The 23,527-nt window shown below is 37.0% G+C and carries 17 protein-coding genes; 6 read left to right on the forward strand and 11 right to left on the reverse strand.

What is annotated here, in order from left to right; all coding sequences use genetic code 11:
• Positions 1-77: 77 nt before the first annotated feature.
• Genes QF044_RS08500 through QF044_RS08510 form a run of 3 tightly spaced genes read right to left on the reverse strand, consistent with a single transcriptional unit; the run spans position 78 to position 3,142 of the window.
• Positions 78-1,217, reverse strand: coding sequence for a hypothetical protein (locus QF044_RS08500; RefSeq protein WP_307265892.1), 1,140 nt, complete (start codon positions 1,215-1,217; stop codon positions 78-80).
• Positions 1,218-1,243: 26 nt separating this feature from the next.
• Entirely contained in the window at positions 1,244-2,146 is a 903-nt protein-coding gene (locus QF044_RS08505; protein WP_307265893.1) for a TssN family type VI secretion system protein, read from the reverse strand.
• Between the two features lie 54 nt (positions 2,147-2,200).
• Positions 2,201-3,142, reverse strand: coding sequence for a type VI secretion system baseplate subunit TssG (locus QF044_RS08510; RefSeq protein ID WP_307265894.1), 942 nt, complete (start codon positions 3,140-3,142; stop codon positions 2,201-2,203).
• A gap of 513 nt (positions 3,143-3,655) precedes the next feature.
• Here QF044_RS08510 and QF044_RS08515 point away from each other — a divergent pair.
• From QF044_RS08515 to QF044_RS08540, 6 genes are all read left to right on the forward strand, one after another.
• Positions 3,656-4,447 carry a S1/P1 nuclease gene (locus tag QF044_RS08515; RefSeq protein WP_307265895.1) on the forward strand — a complete coding sequence of 264 codons (792 nt, stop codon included), beginning with the start codon at positions 3,656-3,658 and terminating at the stop codon, positions 4,445-4,447.
• 208 nt (positions 4,448-4,655) lie between these two features.
• Positions 4,656-5,522 (forward strand): RNA polymerase sigma factor RpoD/SigA, encoded by an 867-nt coding sequence (locus QF044_RS08520; protein ID WP_055859010.1) that lies wholly within the window; start codon positions 4,656-4,658, stop codon positions 5,520-5,522.
• A 108-nt stretch (positions 5,523-5,630) separates the two neighbouring features.
• Positions 5,631-6,221, forward strand: a complete 591-nt coding sequence (locus QF044_RS08525; RefSeq protein WP_307265897.1) for a hypothetical protein — start codon at positions 5,631-5,633, stop codon at positions 6,219-6,221.
• A 4-nt stretch (positions 6,222-6,225) separates the two neighbouring features.
• Positions 6,226-6,723, forward strand: coding sequence for a GNAT family N-acetyltransferase (locus tag QF044_RS08530; protein ID WP_307265898.1), 498 nt, complete (start codon positions 6,226-6,228; stop codon positions 6,721-6,723).
• A gap of 20 nt (positions 6,724-6,743) precedes the next feature.
• On the forward strand, positions 6,744-7,862 hold the full coding sequence (locus QF044_RS08535; RefSeq protein ID WP_307265899.1) for an FAD-dependent monooxygenase: 1,119 nt from the start codon (positions 6,744-6,746) through the stop codon (positions 7,860-7,862).
• A gap of 222 nt (positions 7,863-8,084) precedes the next feature.
• Positions 8,085-10,130, forward strand: a complete 2,046-nt coding sequence (locus tag QF044_RS08540; protein WP_307265900.1) for a S9 family peptidase — start codon at positions 8,085-8,087, stop codon at positions 10,128-10,130.
• Between the two features lie 162 nt (positions 10,131-10,292).
• Here QF044_RS08540 and QF044_RS08545 read toward each other — a convergent pair whose 3' ends face one another.
• From QF044_RS08545 to QF044_RS08580, 8 genes are all read right to left on the reverse strand, one after another.
• A complete protein-coding gene (locus QF044_RS08545; RefSeq protein WP_307265901.1) occupies positions 10,293-13,058 on the reverse strand; it encodes a multicopper oxidase domain-containing protein in 2,766 nt (921 codons plus the stop codon).
• Between the two features lie 88 nt (positions 13,059-13,146).
• Complete coding sequence (locus QF044_RS08550) at positions 13,147-13,620, reverse strand: DUF3347 domain-containing protein (protein WP_307265902.1); 474 nt, start codon at positions 13,618-13,620, stop codon at positions 13,147-13,149.
• A gap of 111 nt (positions 13,621-13,731) precedes the next feature.
• Positions 13,732-14,112 carry a hypothetical protein gene (locus QF044_RS08555; RefSeq protein ID WP_307265903.1) on the reverse strand — a complete coding sequence of 127 codons (381 nt, stop codon included), beginning with the start codon at positions 14,110-14,112 and terminating at the stop codon, positions 13,732-13,734.
• Positions 14,113-14,290: 178 nt separating this feature from the next.
• Positions 14,291-16,492 carry a TonB-dependent siderophore receptor gene (locus QF044_RS08560; protein ID WP_307265904.1) on the reverse strand — a complete coding sequence of 734 codons (2,202 nt, stop codon included), beginning with the start codon at positions 16,490-16,492 and terminating at the stop codon, positions 14,291-14,293.
• 179 nt (positions 16,493-16,671) lie between these two features.
• A complete protein-coding gene (kdsA, locus tag QF044_RS08565) occupies positions 16,672-17,481 on the reverse strand; it encodes a 3-deoxy-8-phosphooctulonate synthase (protein WP_307265905.1) in 810 nt (269 codons plus the stop codon).
• Positions 17,482-17,700: 219 nt separating this feature from the next.
• The gene (locus tag QF044_RS08570; protein ID WP_307265906.1) at positions 17,701-18,228 is read right to left on the reverse strand and encodes a DUF1697 domain-containing protein; all 528 of its coding nucleotides are present in this window, start codon (positions 18,226-18,228) and stop codon (positions 17,701-17,703) included.
• 133 nt (positions 18,229-18,361) lie between these two features.
• Complete coding sequence (locus QF044_RS08575) at positions 18,362-19,852, reverse strand: hypothetical protein (RefSeq protein ID WP_307265907.1); 1,491 nt, start codon at positions 19,850-19,852, stop codon at positions 18,362-18,364.
• A gap of 89 nt (positions 19,853-19,941) precedes the next feature.
• Entirely contained in the window at positions 19,942-23,427 is a 3,486-nt protein-coding gene (locus QF044_RS08580) for a DUF2723 domain-containing protein (protein WP_307265908.1), read from the reverse strand.
• Between the last annotated feature and the right edge of the window lie 100 nt (positions 23,428-23,527).

Raw genomic sequence — 23,527 nt, forward strand, 5'->3', positions numbered from 1 at the left:
AATTTGTTTTATTTTTCTCTTATTAAGCAAAAAAAATCCCGGAAACTTCAGTCCGGGATTATAATATTATTGTTCCATTAATCCAAAACGCTCCAACCTCTCTTCGGATTGGTGTTTGAAGTAACTTCCTGTTCGTTCACAATGATATTTTCTTTTCTCTGACCGATATAATCAAGCTCGCTTAGTTTAGAGAAAATAATTTCAAGGCTGCGAAGCATCTGCTGAATGTATAATAACGGTTCACCGCAATTGTGATGGTCATAATTGGTTTCTGCAACAATAGAAAGCTGGTTGAGTAAAGTATGAGGGGCAATTTCGCTCCATTCTAAACTATAATTCAACATTTCTTCCAGTTCGGCTGGTACCAGAAGCTGAGTAGAATTGTAAAGATGAAGAGCCAGTTTTGCAAATTCTTCAATCAAAAATACAGGCGGTTGCCAGGGAACAATATTTCTGAACTGGAAATACATATCTCCAAATGTATTGACCATGGTGGTACACACAAACTTAACGTTTTGGGCAAGGGCCGTATTCTGGTTCTTATGAGATGCTTTCTGAATGATCTTAAAAGCATACTGCTGCAGGTTCCCAATAGATTTTGCATAGCTTCCGTAATAATCCAGCAATACAGGATGACTCTGAATTGAAGTACATGGTGGAATAAAATTAGAATCTACCTGTGCAATATTAGCTTTCAGGTCTACTTTTCCAATGATCAGGTAATTCCCTCCTGAATAGCTGCTGTTCAGTGAAGTTACAGGAAGCAGTTCAATATGGTGATTCGGCTGTGCATTGGGATGACGTGGCGGAATCTCTTCAGGATCGATATCTCCAAAAGGGACTTTGTCAAAAGGGTTCACAGAGATCAGAATGTAATATTCACCGTCTGCCTGCTCTTCGCTCATTGATTTTGCCAGAGATTTAACGCTTACTCTTCTGTCGCTCAAATCTATACGGTACCCGGCCATGGTAATGGCACTGCATCTTTTGATTACCAGCTGTACATCATTCGTAGCGGTATTGTGAACATCAAAAATGGTTTTGTCCGTAAATTCATTGGAAATAGGCAAAAGTCCGTAATTATATGTGGTGATTCCAAGTGAACTGGAATCTCTGATGGTATCAATTAAAAAATTATCCTGATCATTAAGGTGTCTCTGGGAAACTTTCATCCCATCTACCCAGTTGATCGCAAAATGTTTAATAGGCTGTATCATATGTAATACTTTTAAATTTTCGGTGATTATGATTTTTTCAATATTCCTTCTTCCTCATGCTGGATAACCCTTTTGCAGATCACCACTTCATTTTCTGAAATGCTGTTCGTAGAAATATCCTGGTCGAAATCAATATATTTTCTAAAACTGAAAAATGATTTTTTGGTGTAAAAAATCCAGTAATAAGGTTCTTTTTCTATATCTGAAAGATGAATAATAGAGCCCGGGTTCTTGTGGTTATAGTCATCTACTACTCTGTAGAACCAGTCTCCAAAAGTGACTCCGGTCGGAAGTGTTTTGGCTTTGATTCTAAACCTGTTTGTGTCTTCAAGGTTCTTGCTCAGTTCAACATTCAATACCATTAATCTGTCAAAATCAGCACCTTCAAAATCAGGAAGTTTTTGATCCGGAGAATATCGCCAAGTTTTATAGATATCAAAAGGAATACTGATAAACTGAATATAGCAGTAATAAAATACCATGGGAACAACGAAAATCGCCATACTTGTGGCCGCCATCACGGCATATCCCGTTCCTTTGCTGATCCAGTTAAAGATCAGTGTAAATAAAAATCCACCAAAAACAATGCACGCCAGCGAAAGTACAGATTCAAACAGGATACTCATCCCTACGGAATCAATATGCTTTCTGAAATATTTATGCAGTAAATTGACATGGATAATCCCAAAAATAAGATAAATAACCTGTGCGATAAGATACCAGTACGGATTAAAAAGATTTCCGGCAAAGCCAAAAATACCCGGTAGAGCCAGGCACAGACTGCATAAAAGAAAATATATAATAATAACTTTAATTTTGATTGCAGGTTTGTTTCTTCTGATTATTCCCAGAATAAACATCATGATCAATGCAATTAAAGGCATCAGAATATACCTTAAAAAAATACCTTTTACTGAAGAAATTTCCATTAGCTTCTTTTCAAATTTATACTTGGTTATTAGTTGTAAATATAATAAATTATTTTACAGAAATGTAGAGTATCCGAGCCTGCTGGCATTTCTTTCATCATCTTCGAGACTGAACGAATATTCTTCTTTCTCTGTAATAAAATTCTCTACCACATCTACCGTTACAGGAAGAAAATAATCATATAAAGCCTGTAATACATTTCTAAACGGACTCCCTGAAATATACTTTTTCATATCTGTATAAGGAATCGGGCCAATGTTCACTACCCAGTTTCGCTGCCCATCCATATGTCTTCCGCTGGGAATGTAGGTAACGCCCAGTTTTGAATTCCCCAGCAACATAGAATCATCATTTCTTTCAATTCTATCAATGATATTGGGTGTGAAAGTTACTTCAACCGGAACTTGCAGAAAAGCGCTCATACACCTTTCAAACCATCTTTTGTCTCCTCTTATCTGGTGAAAAAATGGCAGAATATAAATAAAAATATAGGCGTTCTGCTGATCCAGCATTTTTATAACAGGCCAAAGCTCACTTACCGTTTCCAGAAGTGTATCTGTACTGCTTGAAATATCAAATTCGGATTCTTTGAGCAGAGAACTGATCTCTGTAAAAAAAACTTCCAGCTCAAAAGGACGGAAAAATTTCCGGGCATCCTCTTCTACTCTTTTCTGCTTGCGGATCTCACGTACTACCGTATCCACATTTTTCCGGGAAGCTCCCAGAGAAGGCGGATGAAAGAGTCCTTCCGGAAGATAATCATAAATTCCTTCCCTGTAAGTCTCAATGGTGAATACTTCTTCATCAAACCCCAAATAACTGCTTGATATACTTTTGATATCCTTCAGGTAAGCACGGTCGTTGATGCCGATGCGCTCTATAAATATATTGCTTACCGCACGCTGATACTTCAAAAGGTTTACTGCTACAGCTTCCGCTTTGAAATCCGTTTGCAGCTTATTGTAATGCATGTCTACAATATTATTCTCATACATAGTGTTTGCTGTGATTATGACTTGTAAAGATAATATTTCTCATAAGTTTGAAAAAATATTTACCTGTTAAATTTCTTCTAAAAATAGTAATTTATTGACATTAAAAGGAATAATCATTAATAAATTCCGTGAAAATACGGTAAACAATGCTTTCTTACGTTAAATCATCAATATTTAACATTCAAAAATGGAAGCTGATGGATAAGGTGTTACAATTTTGATCCATCCTTCATCCAAAAATATCATAGGATTGTATGCAAACTAAAATCCAAGTTATTATTGAAAACGATTTAATAATGACTTGATCAGGCATCTATAATGAATACTATCCTGTAAATTGTACTTTTGAATCTTAATAATTCCCTGACATCATTAAAAACAACAATGCCTTATCTTGAACATAGGTTATTTAGATTAAATTTTATTAATATCCTTTAGATAAGAAATTGTTTATAATTGATGCTCATTCGGAAACCGGGCCGTATCTTTGCAGCTTATAAAATGTTATTTATAATGAAAAGTATTTATTCTAAAATTCTGATTTTAGCATTCATTTCATCTTCACTTTATTCCTATGCATGGGGACTGACTGGCCACAGAGTGATCGCAGAGATCGCAGAAAACCACCTTTCCGGCAAAGCGAGAAGAGAGATCAGAAAGATCATGGGGAAAGAACGTCTTGCCTATTGGGCCAACTGGCCGGATTTTATTAAATCTGATACCACAGGCGTATGGAAGCAGGCTTCAGCATGGCATTATGTAAATGTTGATCCACAGGCAGATTTTAAAACTTTTGACCAGAACTTAAAAATGCAGGCAGGTCCAAGTCTTTTTACGCAGGTGAACACACTATCCAGCCAGATTAAAGACGAAAAAACTTCCGAAAAAGACAGAAAAATTGCTCTGATCTTCCTGATTCATATAATGGGAGACCTAGCGCAGCCACTTCACGTTGGAAGGGCTGATGACCTTGGAGGAAACAAGATTAATGTGACTTATTTCGGGGAGAAAACCAATCTTCATTCGGTATGGGACGGAAAACTGGTAGATTCGCAAAAATACAGCTATACAGAATACGCTCATCTTTTAGACATCAAATCTAAAGATGAAGTAAAGCAGATCCAGACAGGAACTGTAGAAGACTGGCTGTATGACTCTCACAAGATTGCTAATAAGATCTACGCACAGACTCCAAACGATTCAAAATTATCTTACGATTATCAGTATAAATTCAATGAAACAGTTGAAAGACAGCTTCTTTACGGGGGGTTGAGACTGGCAAAATTATTGAATGATTTGTTTTAATTAAGGTACTGGTTGCTAGATATGACCAGTCAATAAAATAATTAAGCGGAACTTTGGTTTCGCTTTTTTTGTTTCTTTAAATCATACTTAATTTAATCCCATATCCACTCCGATTTCTTCTAATTTAAAAAATAATTAAAACTGGTGTAACCTTTGTATCATTTCATACGTATTATATATAGTAACTCTTTTTTGAGGATAAAAATAGATGAGACAATTAAAAATCACTAAGCAGGTTACCAACAGGGAAACTGCTTCATTAGACAAGTATTTGCAGGAAATTGGTAAAGTGGAACTGATTACTGCGGACGAAGAAGTAGATTTGGCACAAAAAATACGTGCGGGCGACAGAGCAGCACTGGAGAAATTAATCAAAGCCAACCTTCGTTTCGTAGTTTCTGTATCTAAACAATACCAAAATCAAGGTCTTTCTTTACCCGATTTAATTAATGAAGGTAATTTAGGACTGATGAAAGCGGCAAAAAGGTACGATGAAACTAGAGGTTTCAAATTTATCTCTTACGCGGTGTGGTGGATTCGTCAGTCAATTTTACAGGCTTTAGCTGAGCAGTCAAGAATTGTAAGGCTTCCTTTAAATAAGATTGGATCTATCAACAAAATTAATAAGGCATACGCTCACCTTGAGCAGGAAAATGAAAGACCACCTTCTCCGGAAGAATTGGCTGAAGTTCTTGACATGAGCGAGGAAGATATTAAAGAATCGATGAAAAACTCCGGAAGACACCTGTCCATGGATGCACCTTTAGTAGAAGGTGAAGATTCTAATCTTTATGATGTATTACGTTCAGGAGAATCTCCAAGTCCGGATAAAGATTTGATGCTTGAATCTCTACAAATTGAGATTGAAAGAGCATTGAATACTTTGACTCCAAGAGAGGCTGATTTGGTAAGATTGTACTTCGGATTGAACGGAAAACACCCGATGACTTTAGAGGAAATTGGTGAGACTTTCGATCTTACAAGAGAGAGAGTTCGTCAGATTAAAGAAAAAGCGATCAAGAGATTGAAGCACAATACCAGAAGTAAGATTCTAAAATCTTATTTAGGTAAATAAATTTATCGCAAAACAATGTATGCGGAGTCTGTTTTCAGGCTCCGTTTTTTTTGTAACAATTTTACGAGTATCTTCAACTAATAAGAAATAATACCATTCTAAAAACTTATGAAAAAAATACTTTTTGCTTCTGCCCTAGCTGTGGCAGTGCTTTCCTGTAAAGAAAACAAATTTAAAAATGCAGCAGCTGTAGAAAATGCCGTTGATAATACAGATTCTAAGCTGTCCTCAACAAGGTTTAGTAAAGGCCAAAATATGCTTGATGCAATTTATTATGAGCAAATTAAAAATGATGAAAGTCTAAAAAGGCTGGACAAAAAAATTATTCTATTACAGGAAGATAGCCGTAAAGTCAAAGACTTATATAAAGATATACTCCGTAAAAACGATGAATATTATTCTGATGCTGAATATGGAGCGAAAACTATTAATGATTCAATCTTAAGAAAACAGCTTACTAATTTAGTAAAAGAAAGTTCGGATAAATATCATGGGAAAACACAAAAATTAAAAGAGCTTACCTTTCAAATCAATCGAAATAACCTAAGCATTTACAGTTACTATATTGCCTTCAAAATCAGAAAAACACTTCCTGAAATCGAAAAATACCAGAATGCACATCCTCTGAAAACAGACAGTCTGGAACATTTCATCAATAAACAGAATCAATTACTGAACGAACTGAAAAAATTGAAATAAAACAATGAATTACACCACAAAATGGCTTTCCGATACTACCCGAACTGAAGAACTGGTCGATTTTTTCATCACCCATAAAACAGATTCCTATATTTCTCACGGCGAAATTATTTCCGGAAGAGCCTTAGATTCAAACCATTGGAATCCTGACCTTAAAGAGATCTTAACGGCACAGTTTGATTCCGGCTTTAATGCTGATCAGAATTCAAAATTAAACATTCTAATTGCTGAAAATGAAGCGGGAAAAATCATAGGAATGCTGGTTTTCAATATTATTCAAGGGTTTAAAAATTATGCAGTACTGGAAGATATGCTTTTAGACCAATCGCTCAGAGGTCAATCACTCGGAAGCACCCTGTTGGAAAAAGCTGTGGAAGAATCTAAAAACTGGAATATCAGCTTTATGATGCTGGAAAGCGGGCTCAACAATACAGGAGCTCATCATTTCTTCAATAAATACGGATTTAAAAAAGTATCTGAGAATTATATTTTAACCCTATAAAAAAATCAAAACCAATTCTGATGGACAATATCTCAATCATAGGAGCAGGAATTGGCGGGCTTAGTCTGGGAAATATCCTGAAACAGCATCAGCTTGACTTTACGATTTATGAATCTGTTCCTGAAATAAAACCTGTGGGAGCAGGAATTATGATGGCCATCAATGCTATGCAGGTCTTTGACAGATTGGGGTTAAAGGAACAAATTGAGAACGCAGGAAATAAGATCCACGGCATTTCTATAACAGACGAATCTTTAAAACCCATCACAAAAACCAGTATTCTTGCGCTGGAAAAAAAATACAATTCCTGCAATGTTGCAATTCACAGGGCAGAACTTCAGAAAATTCTGGCAGAAAACATCGGATATGAACATATTCAGCTCAATCACTCTTTAAGTAAGATTGAAAATAAAGACCATTACTCCTTACATTTTGAAAATGGGGTTCAGGTAGAAAGTCAAATAGTTTTTGGCGCAGACGGGATAAAATCTAAGATCAGAGATCAGATCCTGGGAACAGGAAACATCCGTAGTGCAGGGCAGAAATGCTGGCGCGGACTGGTAACATTTGATTTACCACAGCAATTTAATCAGGAAGCCATTGAAATGTGGGGAAAGGGAAAGCGCTTCGGTTTTGTGAAGATTTCAGACACCAAGTTGTATTGGTATGCTTTGGTTAACGAAAGAAAACACAAACGTTATTTGGAACCATGTGATTATTTTGAAGATTTTCACCCTCTTGTTTTGAACATTCTTGAAGCAACTTTAGAAGAAAATATTATTCTTAATGATATTATTGATCTCTCTCCTATTCCTTTGTGGCATTCTGAGAATCTGTGTCTGATTGGAGATGCAGCTCACGCCACTACCCCCAATATGGGACAAGGTGCCTGTCAAGCAATTGAAGATGCCTATATCATTGGCCGATTATTAGAAACCAGTCAGAATTTCAATGCTGTTTTTGAACAGTTTCAGAAGATCAGACAGAAAAAGGTAAACTATATTGTGGATACAAGCTGGAATATCGGGAAAATATCACAATGGGAAAAAGGAAATACATTGCGGAATTTCTTGATGAGGCTAATTCCGGAAAATACCAATCAAAAAATGGCAGAGAAAATCATTCAGCTGGAAATTTAAACTTTATTCTCAGGCAGATCATCAAAACTGTATTGAATATGGCTAAAAATAGAAATAACCATTCTGAACTGCAGCACTTTGCCCTATCACTAAAGCCTTAAGCATAACTTCTTCGCTATTCCGTATCAATTGCTGTAACATTCGCAAAACAATAACTACCAATCAGATATACTCTCCTATAAAATCCATGGAGGAATATTACCATATCATAAATTTTTAAAAATGAAAAAAATCTTTTATTTATTAGCCTTATTCGCAAGTCTGATGACTACAAAGGCACAGGAAGTCCCGTTGCTGGACAGAGAGCTTTTTTACGGAAATCCTGAAATATCAGGTGGACAGCTAAGCCCTGACGGAAAATGGATCTCGTTTATGAAGCAGTATGAAGGAATCATGAATATCTGGGTAAAAAAAGCAGATGAACCTTTTGATAAAGCACGTCCGTTAACAGATAGTAAACGCCCGCTGGCCGGATATTTTTGGTCAGAAAACGGAAAATACATTCTATACGTTAAAGATAATAACGGAAACGAAAATATGAATATTTTTGCGGTTGACCCTGTGGCAAAAACGGATAAAGGAGTTCCGGCATCCAGAAATTTAACCCCTCTCAATGAAGTTACTGCACAGATTCAAATGGTCAGCAAAAAAGATCCTGATCTGATGATGATCGGGCTGAATAACCGTGATAAAGCATGGCACGACCTGTATTCACTGAAAATTTCAACCGGCGAACTGAAAAAGATCTATGAAAACAAAGACCGGATTACAGGTTATGATTTCGATTGGGATGAAAATCTGAGAATCTTATCCAAAACCGACGAAAAAGGAACAACCCAGTTCCTGTATAAAGAAGGCGATAAACTAACTCCGATCTACGAAACTTTGGTTACAGAAGAAGCATATATTCCAAACTGGAATGAAGACAATTCAAAATTCTACATGGTAACAGACAAAGGTGATCTAGACAAATCTACTTTGTACCTGATGGATCCTAAAACCAAACAGATGACAAAAATAGAAGCTGATCCGAAAGGAAAGGTGGATTTCGGGGGATTATTTGTAGACCGAAATACAAGAAAAATCATTTCCACTTCCTATACAGGAGATAAAACTGAATATTATTGGAAGGATAAAACATGGGAAGGGAATTACAAATTCCTCCAGAGTAAATTTCCAGGAAGAGAAGTAGATTTTGCCAGTTCGACAAAAGATTATTCTAAATTTTTAATCTCAGTCTGGGGCGATAAATATGCTTCTGAATCTTATTTCTTTGATGCTAAAACCAGAGAACTTATCTTCCAGTATACACCAAGACCTGAATTGAAAAAGGTGGAAAAATATCTAGCTCCGATGTCACCCATTACTTATAAAAGCAGTGATGGCCTTGAAATTCCTGCTTATCTGACCGTTCCTTCAGGTTCGTCAGGAAAAAATCTGCCGGTTGTTGTCCTGGTTCATGGAGGTCCGAAAGGTCCGAGAGATTATTGGGGATACAGCTCAACTGTGCAGTTTTTAGCCAACAGAGGGTATGCTGTAATGCAACCTAATTTCAGGGCAAGTGGTGGTTATGGTAAAAAATTCAAAAACGCTGGGGATCTGCAGTGGGGAAAACTGATGCAGGACGACATCACCTGGGGTGTAAAATACCTGATTGACAAAGGAATTGCTGATAAAAATAAAGTAGTGATCATGGGCGGAAGCTATGGCGGATATGCAACTCTGGCAGGCCTGGCTTTCACGCCGGATCTCTATGCGGGAGGTGTTGATATCGTAGGACCAAGCAATCTATTTACCTTACTGGATTCTGTACCAGCCTATTGGGAAGCTGCGCGTGCTTCTCTGTACGGAATGGTAGGTGATCCCAGAACCGAAGAAGGTAAAAAACGTATGCGTGAAGCCAGTCCGCTTTTCAGTGCAGATAAAATAGTGAAGCCTTTATTAATTATTCAGGGAGCCAATGATCCAAGAGTAAAGCAGGCTGAAGCAGATCAGATTGTGATTGCACTTCGTGAAAAAGGAAAAAAAATAAATTATATACTGGCAGACGATGAGGGTCACGGTTTCAGAAAGCCTGTGAATAACATGGCGATGTATGCGGAAACAGAAAAGTTCCTTTCAGAAATCATTGGAGGAAGATACCAGAAAGAAATGCCGGAAGCTGTAGCAAAACGACTGAAAGAAATGACGGTTGATATTAAAAACGTTGCTTACAGTCCAACAGAAAAAGTAAAAGCATCGGCATCTTCGCCAAAAGCTTCAAAATAAAATATACTGAATATTCAGCATTAAAATAAAAAAGCCTGCTCATGGATTGAACATGGGCAGGCTTTGTTTTCAGATTTAATTGATGATATATTGATTCCCGCTAATTAAGGTCTGGAAGAAGAATATAAATAGAAAGGCCGTCACGAATGACAGCCTTTTCATTTAGTAAGTGAAGGTGAGTCCTGCGCCCCAGCCCATTTCATTATCATAATTTCCGGAAACGGATACCCATTTCTGTAAAATATACCTCAGTCCTGTTGAAAATTCTCCGTCAGAATTGAGACTGAAATTTCCCCTTATCCTCCTGGAAATGGGAATGTCTTCCCTGCTTAATTCCAACAATACTTTCCCATTCTGGTCTATACTTGCATCAGCTGTGACCAGCATTGGTAAAAGATACTGTACACCAACCATGAAAGCATATCGGTCTTTTGACGCTTTCTGCTGGCCAAACCAGGTCTTTTTACCATGGAAATTCATACCCATATCTTCTGACATCTGCCTTTCCATGATCTCATGATTTTTCTGGATTCTAAAACCGGCATATGGAAGTGCCCATTGGAATTTTCCTAAAAATCTTCCAACTTTTGCACTTCCTTCGAAATGATCAAAGTCCCAGTTGGAATGAAATTCATTTAAATTAGCCCATCTTGGTCCAAACATCGTCATGGTTTCAGCATGTATTTTATTGCTTGCAACATCCAGCATTGCCATAGAGCTGATCATCTGATTATCTTTCAGGAAGTTCTTCCAGGCTAGTTTTCTGTTGGGTAGTTGTGGATTTGGTTTAGAGTTTTCATAACTGAAAATCCTTCCCATTCCCGCCATCATATGGTATAGGATATGACAGTGGAAAAACCAGTCACCATCCTGGTTGGCTGCAAATTCAATGGTGTTGGTTTCCATCGGCATGATATCGACTACATTTTTCAGCGGTGAATATTCTCCTTTTGAATTGATCAGCCTGAAATCGTGACCATGGAGATGCATTGGATGACGCATCATGGAATTATTATACATGGTAATTCTCAGGATCTCTCCTTTTTTTATCATGATCTTATCTGTTTCCGTCACGGTTTTATTGTCAAGAGTCCACAGGTAATGATTCATGTTTCCTTCAAGCGTAAACTTCAGTTCTCTGACATTTTCAGCGGGAAAAATGGTCTTTTCAGGAGACTTTAACAGGTTGTATGATAGCCTTTTGATTGTTTTTTCTTCCTTCATATCCATTTCGGAATGCTGGGAATGATCTTCCTTCTTCTCTTTGTCATCTTCTTCCGTTTTGATTCCCATCATCTCCTTCATATGTTTTGCCGTCATTTTTTTCTGACTTTCAGGAAGTTCGGGATACATTACTTCATTCATATCCATCATCTGATTGCCCATGGTCATATTCATCGGCTTCATATTCCCGCTCATTTCCATCATGCCGTTCATCATTTTCATTCCTTCAAAAAGCATTAGTCTTGGCAGATTGGGAGCTCCTATTTTCTCACCGGAACCTAACCACAATGAAGCATGTCCTATTCTATCTTCGGAAGTAGCTTTAAACTCAAAGCTTTTATTTTCAGGAACAGTCACTTCAATATCATAGGTTTCAGAAACCCCGACGATAAGACGATCCACTTCTACCGGAACCACATCATTCCCGTCATTTCCCACTACTTTTATTTTTCCGCCGCCATAATTCAGCCAAAAATAAGTGGATGAACCGCCGTTGGCTACTCTCAATCTTACTTTATCTCCAGCTTGCAGATGAGAATAATCTGAACTTGGAAGACCGTTAATCAGGAATTTGTCATAATAAACATCGCTGACATCCATGGCTTCCATTCTTTTCCATTCATTCAGAGCTTTTGTCCCGAAATTTCCGGATTTGATGGCTTCCCAATAACTTTGTACTGCATTTTTCTTAACAGCATACCAGTCTGTATTGGCCATGTGAAGCCTTCTTGCAATCTGCATCGGATCTTCGTCACTCCAGTCGCCAAGTAATACCGGAATTTCTGCTGTATAAGATGGTTTTGGTTCTCCATCTCTTTTATTGAATACCAAAATACCATTCATTCCAATCTGTTCCTGAAGCGCTTCGTGCGAATGGTACCAGTAGGTTCCGTTTTGGGAAACCCTGAATTTATATAAATGTGTTTCTCCGGGTGTTACAGGCTTTGTGGTAAGGTACGGAACGCCATCCTGTTCATTGGGAAGAATTACACCATGCCAGTGCAGCCCGGTATTTTCCTTAAGCATATTGTGAAGATAAATTTCTGCTGTATCCCCTTCTGTAAAATATAAAGTCGGGGCCTGAAGTTTTCCATTAATGGCAATTGCTCTGCGGTTTTTTCCTGTAAAATTGACAATGGTGTCTTTTACATAGAGATCATATCTTACCGTTTTGCCTCCAAAGGTGACTTTTCCATTTTCAGAATTTTTTTTGAATACAGAATTTTCAACTTTTGATTCTTCTGTTACAGTATGCTTTTGATTTTCTTTTTCTACCAGTTCCATACCACATTTAGGGCATTTTCCCGGTTTGTCCGAAAGTACTTCAGGATGCATGGTACAGGTATAAACAGAAGCGGGTTGAGCTACAAATTTAGAAGCCTTGGCCTGAGATTTATGTTCAGTTTTAATTCTTTTAGCTTCTTTGGGATTGTGTTCAGTCTGAACTTTAGCTTTATTTATCTTGGGTTTAATTTCCGTTGCTTTCTGTACTGTTTTCGGTGCAGGTTTTATTTGTGGTTGTAGCGTAACTTTCGGTTTTGTCACAACGGTTTTCTTCACCAGTGTCATTTTGCATTTCGGGCAGTCTCCAGGTTTGGAAGACACTACTTCGGCATGCATCGGACAGGTATAATAGGTTTTCGTTGTTTGTGCGAAAGTGAAAACAGAGAACAAAAGCACGAGAAATATGATTACTTTTTTCATAATATTCCGAACTTTTTCAAATTGAATAGCTTAAAGACAATTATACCCTAAGCTATCCAACTTATTGTTATAAAATTAAATAGAATAATTAATTGATCTCTGACTTGACGCTTCCACAAGAAAGCATAGACTTTCCGTAATAAGGATTGGCAATCTGTTTGTCATCACTTAACCAGCTTGCGTCAGCCATAGGGCAATACTGTAGATAAACTGGTTTTTCAGAAAGCTTAAATTCTTTGGTCAAAGCAATCATATTTTCAGAAAGGTTGGAAAAGGTTTCTCTTTGGGAATCAATATTCCTGGCATCAGAGATAACGGTGGCATCTTTTCTCAGAATATTAAGATTACCTTCCGAAACCATTTTATAATCTACTGTTGAGGCTGTTTTGATAAATTCTGCTGCTGCCTTTGATGTTTTATCTGCATCATCTGAAGCTAAAGCAGATTTAATGGAAATATAGTTCTGGTACAGTTTTGAAACCTGGGCATCTTTTTTAGACTGGGCAGAAAGTGAAATAATTGAGAATAAAGATAATGCTGCTGTAATGATATACTTTTTCATTGTTTTAATTTTAGAATTAATTAATAAGGAATAATTGAAACGCATCATGCGTTGAACCGTGTTGTCTAAGAAGGAATGCTCATCTGATACATACCAGACAACAGACGGATCTTAAATTCTAAAATTGCAATGATTGATATAAATAGGTACCGGCCTGAATTCAGGTGGTCCATTGATTCTTATCCGGGTAAATTTTGAAGCTGAAAAAGACTGATCAGTATAGAAAAACTGATGATGTTCTAAGATTGGTAGTATTTGACTGGAAAAATCAATTTTAAGCAGATCTGATTTTTGTGAATCATCTACTTTTACCACTTTTACTTCGGTCTTACAACATCCTTTTTTTTCCTTAACGCCACATTTGCCACAAATATCGGTGGTTTTCTGACTTACGGAAACAAACTCTTCCATACAGAAATGTACACTGAAAGCTGCTCCGGAAGAAAATCCAAAGTAGAAAACAGAGAATAATATGGCGAGAATCTTTTTCATTAACAGGACAAAGGTAGAAATATTCCCAGAACTGATGTTATAAAATTAGGTATACTTGTTATAAAATTCTGCAAAAGAAAAAGCTTCTGGATATTCAGAAGCTTTCTTTATTTGTACTCTCGCTGATTTTGCAGATTGAGCTGATTTTCTTTTTAAATAATAGAATCGTTTCTAATTTCTATAGCTTAAATTCAAGCTTTACATTGAAGAAACGTCCGGTAAGACGCACCGGAACCGGATACATTACATTCGTGTTGTAATCCGTAATCCATTGGTTAGCTACCGTATTATTAATATTAAATGCATTGAAAACCTGAACACCTAAAGTCAGCTCTTCAAAATTACCCCAAAAGCCGGAACGATTTTTTTTATCTTTAGAATCAATGAAAACTTTGGAAAGTCCTAAATCGACTCTTTTGTAAGCAGGTAACGTTCTCTGATACTGATAAGGATCGGTGAAAACAGGTGCTCCGTTCGGAAGTCCCATGGCGTATACCAAAGTAAGGTTGACACGCATTGACGGAAATTTCGGCATATAATCCTGGTAGAACATTGCAAATCTGAATCTCTGATCTGTAGGTCTCGGGATATTTCCTCTACCGTCAATATTCTCATAAACCCTGGCATAACTTGCCGATAGCCAAGAATCTACTCCGGGAACGAATTCTCCAAACAGCCTTGTGTCAATTCCGTAAGCATATCCTGAGGCATTATTTTTACCGGAATATCGGATCCTCACGTTATCCATATAATAAGGGATCAGGTCATCCATTTTTTTATAATAGGCTTCAGTAGTCAGCTTAAAGGGTCTGTCATACATATAAAATTCAAAGTCGTTGGCAAGAATTAACTGCATGGAACGCTGTGATTTTATATTGGAATTGAAGTCTCCGTCAAGATCTTTAATCTCTTTATAGAAAGGCGCCTGGTAATAGATTCCCCCCGAGAGTTTGAAAAGCATATCTGTATCCCAATCCGGTTTTATCGCAAACTGGAATCTTGGTGAAAAGATCGTTTCTTTATTAAAGCTCCAATTGGAAACTCTGGCACCGGCATTTACAAATACTTTGCTGGCTCCCCAGTAAAATTTCTGAGAATACTGTGCATACGCTGAAAGTCTTGAAGGTTCTATCTTATTTTGTCCTGTGATCTGATAAAACAAATTAAGATCTCCCGAAATACCTCTGGGATCGTCAACAGGCCTCGGAATGCTGTATCCTGCAGCATCTACCAACTTCCATTCATTGGTATTATCACTCAGGTTTTCTTTCTCGTATTTAACGCCTACTTCAATGTCTGTATTGATATTGGGAGAAAATTTGGCTCTGAACTGTGTTCCGTAAGTTTTTACATACAGGTCGTTTCTGGCATGTTCTATCTGTCCTCCTCCATCAAAAGAAGGATTAGGAGCTCCTGTCACAATATCAAAAGTCTGGATCTCATAGCTTGAAGCGATAGAATAATATTCCTTTTCTCTGTTCTGATAAGCAAAACTGTCCAGGGTAAATTTCCATTGGTCTGAAGGTTTAAAATTCAGGGAAAAAGTTCCCATCATATTTTTATACATATCCTGCTCGCGCCCTCCATAGCCAATATTTACGGTAATAGGCTGCTGAAGGCTTCCGAAGGTTACGCTTTTGGCTTTTGGAATCATCTCATAGTCGTTTTTGGAGTAATATCCAATGAATGACATGGAGAATTTATCACTGAAATGGTAATTGATATAAGACTGGAAATCCCAATAGGTAGGATTAAAATCGGTATCTTCATTCAATGTATTAAGGACAAGATTGGTATTTCTGTATCTTCCTGAGAATAAAGCCGTCAGTTTTTTGTTCTTTGAAGCCAGACCGGCAGTTAACCTGCCTCCTATTAAACTTGCTTCTCCTGAAAGTTCAGTTTTTTCAGGCTCACGATAGTAAATATTTAGAGCTGAAGACATTTTGTCGCCATATTTCGGTTCAAATCCTCCTGCAGAAAAATTGACTGAAGAAACCATATCCGGATTGATGATGCTCATTCCCTCCTGCTGTGAATTTCTGATCAGGAAGGGTCTGTAGATCTCAATATCATTGATGTAAATAAGGTTTTCATCATAGTTTCCACCACGCACCATATATTGGGAAGACAACTCAGTATTGGAGTTTACAGAAGGAAGGGTCTTTAAAAGTCCCTCGATTCCTCCACCGATGGTAGCAATTCCTTTTGCATCTTTCGCAGAAATTTTGACATTGGTAATGTCATTCGTTTTTCCGACCACTTTTTTCTGGAAAACGACTTCCTCAATATCTGTTACTCTATCTGCTGTATCTTTTTTCCTATTTTGAGAGAAAATAAGCATAGGAACCATAAGGCTCAATGGTAAAACTAGTTTTTTCAAAAGAAATGCTTTAAAATTTCAAACGTGAATATATAAATTTTATTTTAACTTATTTAAACTTTATTTAACATTTCAGATCATGAAAGTTAAAATCATCCAAATATTGTATTTTAAAAAGTTTTCCTTTTCAATATAACATCTGGAAAGCAAATTTTTGAGTTTAAATAAATCTTAAAAAATTATAAAATTGCTTCTCTGACTCTTGTTAATTTTTGCAATAAATCTTCTAATAAATCTAATCTTAACATATTGGCTCCGTCTGACAAAGCGGTTTCCGGCGTAGGATGTGTTTCTATGAAAATTCCGTCTGCTCCCACTGCAATTCCTGCTTTGGCAACAGTTTCAATAAGATCAGGTCTTCCTCCTGTAACTCCCGAACTCTGATTAGGCTGTTGTAATGAATGGGTAACATCCAAAATCACCGGTGCATATTCTCTCATGGTAGGAATACCTCTGTAATCTACAACAAGATCTGTATAACCAAAAGAATTTCCTCTTTCAATAATGGCTACTTTCTGATTATTGGAATCAGTAACTTTCTGAACTGCAAATTTCATTGATTCAGGAGAAAGGAACTGTCCTTTTTTCAGGGTTACACATTTCCCGGTTGCTGCTGCAGCAATCAAAAGGTCAGTCTGGCGTACTAAAAAAGCAGGGATCTGAAGTACATCCACGTACTGTGCTGCTAAAGCAGCGTGTTCGTTTTCGTGGATATCCGTTGTGGTAGGAATATTGAAAGTCTCTCCTACTTTTCTAAGAATTTCAAGGGATTTTTCTTCACCTATGGTTGTAAAAGAATCTACACGGCTTCTGTTGGCTTTTTTAAAGCTCCCTTTGAAAATATAAGGAATGTTATATTTATCTGTGATAGTGATCACTTTCTCTGCAATTCTCAATGCCATGTCTTCACCTTCAATAATGCAGGGACCGGCAATAAGGAAAAAATTTTTGGAGTCTTTGTGATGGATATTATCTAAATACTGGATCATTTTTTATTTGAATTTAAAAGTTCAGTAAAAATACTTATAAAGTTTCAGAATCGGAAATTATTTGAGGGGTTTGACGGCGAGTTTTAGAGTTTTAGAGTTTTAGAGTTTTAGAGTTTTAGAGTTTTAGAGTTTTAGAGAAGATAAAGCATTCATGGAAATATCCAAATAATAAATATGCACAATCATCTGTGGTTATCCGTGAAATCAGCGGTTAAAAAATTAACTCATTTTCTTCAAAATCTTCTCAAAAGTATTGATATTCCTGCTCGTGAACTTATCTTTAAGGCTTTTCTTTCCCAAAACTTTTCCAAAAGAAGAATCCAGTGTATTTCCTTTCGGAACCTGCCAGTAGAATATTTCATTAATGATCTCGGCCTTTTCATTTTCAGTTTTTGAAGCAATTTCGAACTCCCCCATCAAAACAGTTTCTACGCCACGGTTCCCTACAAATCCGTAGATATGCAGGTCATCATTTTTTTCAAAAGGAATGCTGTTCCAGAAAATTTGTGTTTCTTCCTGAGATTTTATAAATAAAAAAGCTTCATAAGAAAAATGATCAGACATTGCTTTTTCAAGAATCTTCTTTAGATCCAAAGCATTTTTATCCGAAGAAAAAACAATATTCCCCGAAGCCAGCACTGAACTTACATCCTTCATTCCGGCATCTTTAAAAACCTGGCAGACATCAGCCATTTTCATATTAGTTCCTTTTACATTGACGCCGCGGAGGAAAGCACAGTATTTCATTTTTTTAGGGATTAGAGGTTAGGTTGTGAGTGTTTTAGTGTTTTAGTGTTTAGTGTTTAGTGTTTAGGTAAAAACATTAAATCTTATTCTATTTCAATGTTTCAATTTTTAAATTTTTAAATCATTCAATCTTTCAATTAACTCTGATATACAAATTATAATCTGTACCGGATGGTTTGAGATGATAAATCTTCTCCAAAATCCGGTTGTCACTTTTCAGGTTGTCTTTTATCCTGAATTCTTTCATCAGTTTATAATGGGCCTGATAATACGCAGCATCACTGTCTTCAAACAGGTTTTTATAAGAAAGAAGATATTTGGGTTTCCTGTTTTTTACAGTATTAATCCAGTAATGGGCTTTATCTTTTTTTACTTCTGTCTGAATCTGCTTGTCTACTAATCCTACTTCATCGATGGTTTTTAACCCTGAAAAATAAGGTATATAGCCTGCAGGCTCCAAAAGAATCCATTGACTTTTATCTTTTTCGAAAGTATCTAAAAACAATCCGATTCCTCTGCGGTAATTCCACTCTCCGTTTCCGGTCGCAATAGCATGTATGGTTTGAAAGGCCAACATCGGAACTATATAAAATACAACCAGAAGGGACAGCCATAGATTTCGTCTCTCCTTTTGCTCCAGTATAAAAATAAGGACCGGAACAAAAAGCAGGATCTGCGGCACCCAATAATACCAGTCAAACAGACTTTTTTGAGACAGAAATATAATCTGTTTTATCCAGCCAAAAAGAAAGATCATCCAAAGGAAATAATTTCTTTTTTCCCTCTGCCTTACAAGATAAATGAAACATAATAGTTCGAAAATCAATACGATAATCGTTACCGGATTAAAGTTTCCCGGAAGTTTCAGCATTCCCCAGAAATTCCCCAGGCTTACAAGAAAATAGTTAAGGTTTTGAGCAAAGGTAAAATCGTGTTCATAAAGAAGTTTTTTCGCCACAATCGTATTATTCACAAGCTCTCCAAAATATAGCCAATTAAAGGAAAGTACCGATATAATGCCTAGCATTCCTCCGAAAATATAATTCCATCTGATCTTTCTGTTCCAAAAAATATCAACAAGAAATACAATCCCCAGGAAAATGATGGTATCAATCCTTGTAAACATAATTAAAACAGGCAACAGGATTAGTGCCCATTTTTTGTTTTTACTGAAGCCATAATACAACAGCGCCATTTCCAGAAAGAAAAGGATCCCATATTCCATTCCGAGAATTGAGATCTTCACTGCAGGCGGCAATATCCCGATTAAAAATATAAAAATAGCTTTATGCCAGGGGTTTTTAAGGATAAGATGGGAAAGAAATAATGTGCCTATGGTAAAAAGTACAGAATTAAAGATCAGTAAAGGCTCAATAAAATATTCTTTACCGAAGATCAGGTTGAAAAAATAAGACACAAAAACATACAGATGGGTGGTGGAAGCTGAAATTTTGGTCTCTCCATTAAAGCCTATCACCCCGTAATCCAACAGATTCTGAGCAACTCTCCAGGTAATGAAGGCGTCTTCCTGAATATAATGGGTCAGTAGAAAGAGGAGTTTAAAAACTACTGTACAGATTACAGCGTAAATGGGAAGCCTATTATTTTTAGTCTCGATCATCATGTATTTTTAGTATCACAAATATAATCTTAAAATTCATGAATGCCAATAACAAAAAAACGGAACCGAAGTTCCGTTTTTGTTTACTGATTTTATTGTGTCACCTTAATAATTGCTGTGGTGATCTGATTTTCTTTTTCCTTGGAATAAGTGGAATCAAAAGGCTCCATCACATCAAATAAATACTGGTAGAAAGGAGTGATCTTCTGAACATCTTCAGATTTTTGTATGGCTTTCTCTTTGCCCATCTGCTGAAGTTCTTTGATAAAAGCATTGAACTTTTTGTCGATCGGTTCTATAGATTTTACAAGATATGCGTAGGCTTTATCATCCTGCCCCAACTTTTTGTAAGCATCAGTCACTGCAGAAACCACCAGAGAATATTCCATTGGCTTTGTTCTCATTTGTCTTCTTGCAAAGTTCTGATCTGCCGGAGCAAGACTTAAATAATAATCATACTCTTCAAAAATGCCTTTTTTAAGAATCTCTGCCAGTTGAAGTCCTTTTTTCTCCTGTCCGGAAATGATATATCCTGTTACCATAGCACTTAATGAACGTGGATCATTAAATTTCTCTGCAGGAATTTCTTTGGAAGCAAGATCTAATAATTCTACAGCTTTAGCTTTCTGTCCGTTTAATGCCAGTGCTGAAGCTGCTCTGCTTGCCGACATTCTGTAGCTCATGATATTTGAGGTAGCCGTTTCATCAAAGTGACTGTTTAAGTCTTTAAAATTCCCCCATCTGAAGTTTTTCACTACGTTATAAAGAGAATTCGTATCTACTCTTCCCATATCTCCGTCTGCATTCGCTGCTGTGTGGATAGGAACCAATCTGTAACTGAATCCGTCAAACTGCAGATATTCGTTCAGATAGAAGATATTTTCGCTATCGTAAATCCCTCCTGATGAGAAGTTGATCGGACGTTTCCAGTCAAAATTTGCCAGCATGTCTAGCATGATCAGGTTATTTTTGTAAAGGGTGTTTCCTTTGTAGGTGATCATGATCTGGTTCACAACATTCGGAAGATCAGCCTGAGTGATAATTCCTGCTTTTAAAGCATTTTCTTTGTTAACAGGAAGAATGAACTTGTTGACCGGAAGGATATTATATTTTTCAAACTTTTCTTCTCCGAAATACATTTTCAGAAGCTCATCTTTCTCAGGAGATTTAAATTTGATAAAATTAACCGCTTCTTTCAACGTTAATGAATCCTGAGTAAGGTACTTTCTGAATCCTGCAAATTCTGTTTCCGGCGCTCCCTGTTCTTTCAACATAGAGAAAACGCCTTCCCAGTCTTCTTTTTTCATCATATAGATCTGGTCATTCACGCCATCTCTGTAATCATCATGAGTCAACTGGCTTGGAATTCCTGCTGCGTTATATGTTTTTCTCTTGATCTGGTCTAAATTCCATGGTGTTGAAGCAAGGGTGAAATTAACGACTTTTACATCATCTCTGAATCTTTCAGTTTCCTGGATCGCCCAAACCGGATAGGTATCATTATCCCCGTAAACGAATAAAATATCGTTCTTTGGCAGTGATTTCAATACTGAATAGGCATAATCATATGCTGTATATCTGTTGCTTCTATCGTGTACATTGTAATTCTGGAAGCCCATCATGAATGGTACTCCTAGTAAAACTACTCCTAAAGCGATGTTTGCCCCATTAGATTTTACTTTAGACTGTAAGAACCATAAAATAGCTCCGGCACCCATCCCGATCCATATGGCAAAGGCATAGAAAGAACCTACCATTGCATAATCTCTTTCTCTCGGTTCAAACGGCTTCACTCCTGTGTAGAAAATAATTCCGACACTCGTTAAAACAAATAGGGAAAGCAGTGCATAGAATCTTCCAAAGTCTCTGTTCAGTTGGAAAAAGAAACCGATTAATCCTAATATTAATGGTAAAAAGAAGAATTTTACGGTACTTTCATTCTTGAATTTAGCAGGCATTTTATCCTGATTCCCTAATAAGGCATTGTCGATAAAAGAAATCCCGGAGATCCAGTTTCCTTTAGTGTTTTCCATGTTTCCTTCAAGGTCATTCTGCCTTCCCACGAAGTTCCACATCAGGTATCTTACAAAGTAATAACCATTCTGGAAGGTGATGAAATAGTCCATATTCTGAGCCAGTGAAGGCTTTTGAACATTGATCAGGTTGTAAGGTTTAACCTTTAAATAATCTGCTGCGGTAATGGATTTATCTTCATACTTACCTCTCAATTCGTCAAAGATCTGCTTGGCCTGAGGGTTATCTGCCACTTCTTCGTTTGCATAATTAAAGGTAAAGTCCGGAGCTCCGTACATTGAAATGTAGTTCGCCATAACGTCTTTATCTTCATTAAACATTCTAGGCATTAAGCTTATCTGGGACTTACTGAAAATATAATTGAAACGGTCACCCGTCTTTCTGTAGGTTCCTGTTTTTTCATCTTTTTCATAGATCTCACCGGTTTTCTGAGTTTTAAAACTTCCGTCTTCATTTTTCTCAATTCCGTTGGCATCAAGGAAAGCGGTGTAATTCTGTCCATAAATCGTTGGCCAGTCACCATATTGCTCTCTGTTATAATAATCCAGCATACCGATAGCAGTATCCGGATCGTTAAGGTTCATCGGAGGATTTGCATTCGCTCTGATGGGAATGACCATCCAGCAGGAGAAACCGATAATCATATACACTACTGACAAGGCAGCAGTCTGGTAAATATTTTTCTTAGCTTTTCTCGCATATTTAATAATAAAGAAACATATCGCCGTCATTAAAATAAATGCGACTATCGTTCCTGAGTGGAAAGGAAGTCCAAGTCCGTTCACAAAGAATATTTCCAGTCTTCCGAACATCGTCATGATCAACGGGAAGATAATTTTAAAAACAATGATCAGGATTCCAAGCGTTATTGCATTGGCCCAGATAAAGTTCTTCCATGTAAATTTGTAATTTCTTGCGTAATACACCAGACAAACGGCTGGAACTGCAAGCATCCCCATCATGTGTACCCCAACTGAAAGTCCCAATACAAAGAAAATAAGGATGATCCATCTTTCACTGTCTTTTGCCAGGTATTCATTTTCCCATTTGGTGATCAGCCACACTAAAAGTGCAATAAACATAGAAGCCATGGAATATACTTCCCCTTCTACCGCCGAAAACCAGAACGTATCTGAAAATGTAAAGCACAATGCGCCTACAGCTCCTGCAAAAAGAATGGATATTTCCTGATGCTTGGTAACTTCTTCAAAGTCTTTGTTTAATAGCCTCCTTACAAAATGTGTAATGGTCCAGAATAAAAATAAAATCGTCAGCGCACTGAACAATGCGGACATCGCATTGATCACGATAGAATAATTTTCACCTTTTCCTAAAGCAAAAATGGCTGCCACGGCACCCACAATCTGGAATAAGGCAGCTCCGGGAGCATGCGTTACTTCAAGTTTTACTGCTGAGGAAATGTACTCGCCGCAATCCCAGAAACTGAAATTGGGTTCTATGGTCGACAAGTACGTGAAAAATGCAATGACGAAAATCACCCATCCTAAAATGGTGTTCCATTGCCTAAAAGTCCAATTTTTCATAGTATTAAATCAATTATGCGAAAATAAGGCTTTTATACCATTCCATGGTGTTTTTAACAAAATTTAAAAAATTTGGCGTAGTATTTGTGATCGTACTTCA

It is taken from the genome of Chryseobacterium sp. W4I1, assembly GCF_030816115.1.
Classification (GTDB): domain Bacteria; phylum Bacteroidota; class Bacteroidia; order Flavobacteriales; family Weeksellaceae; genus Chryseobacterium.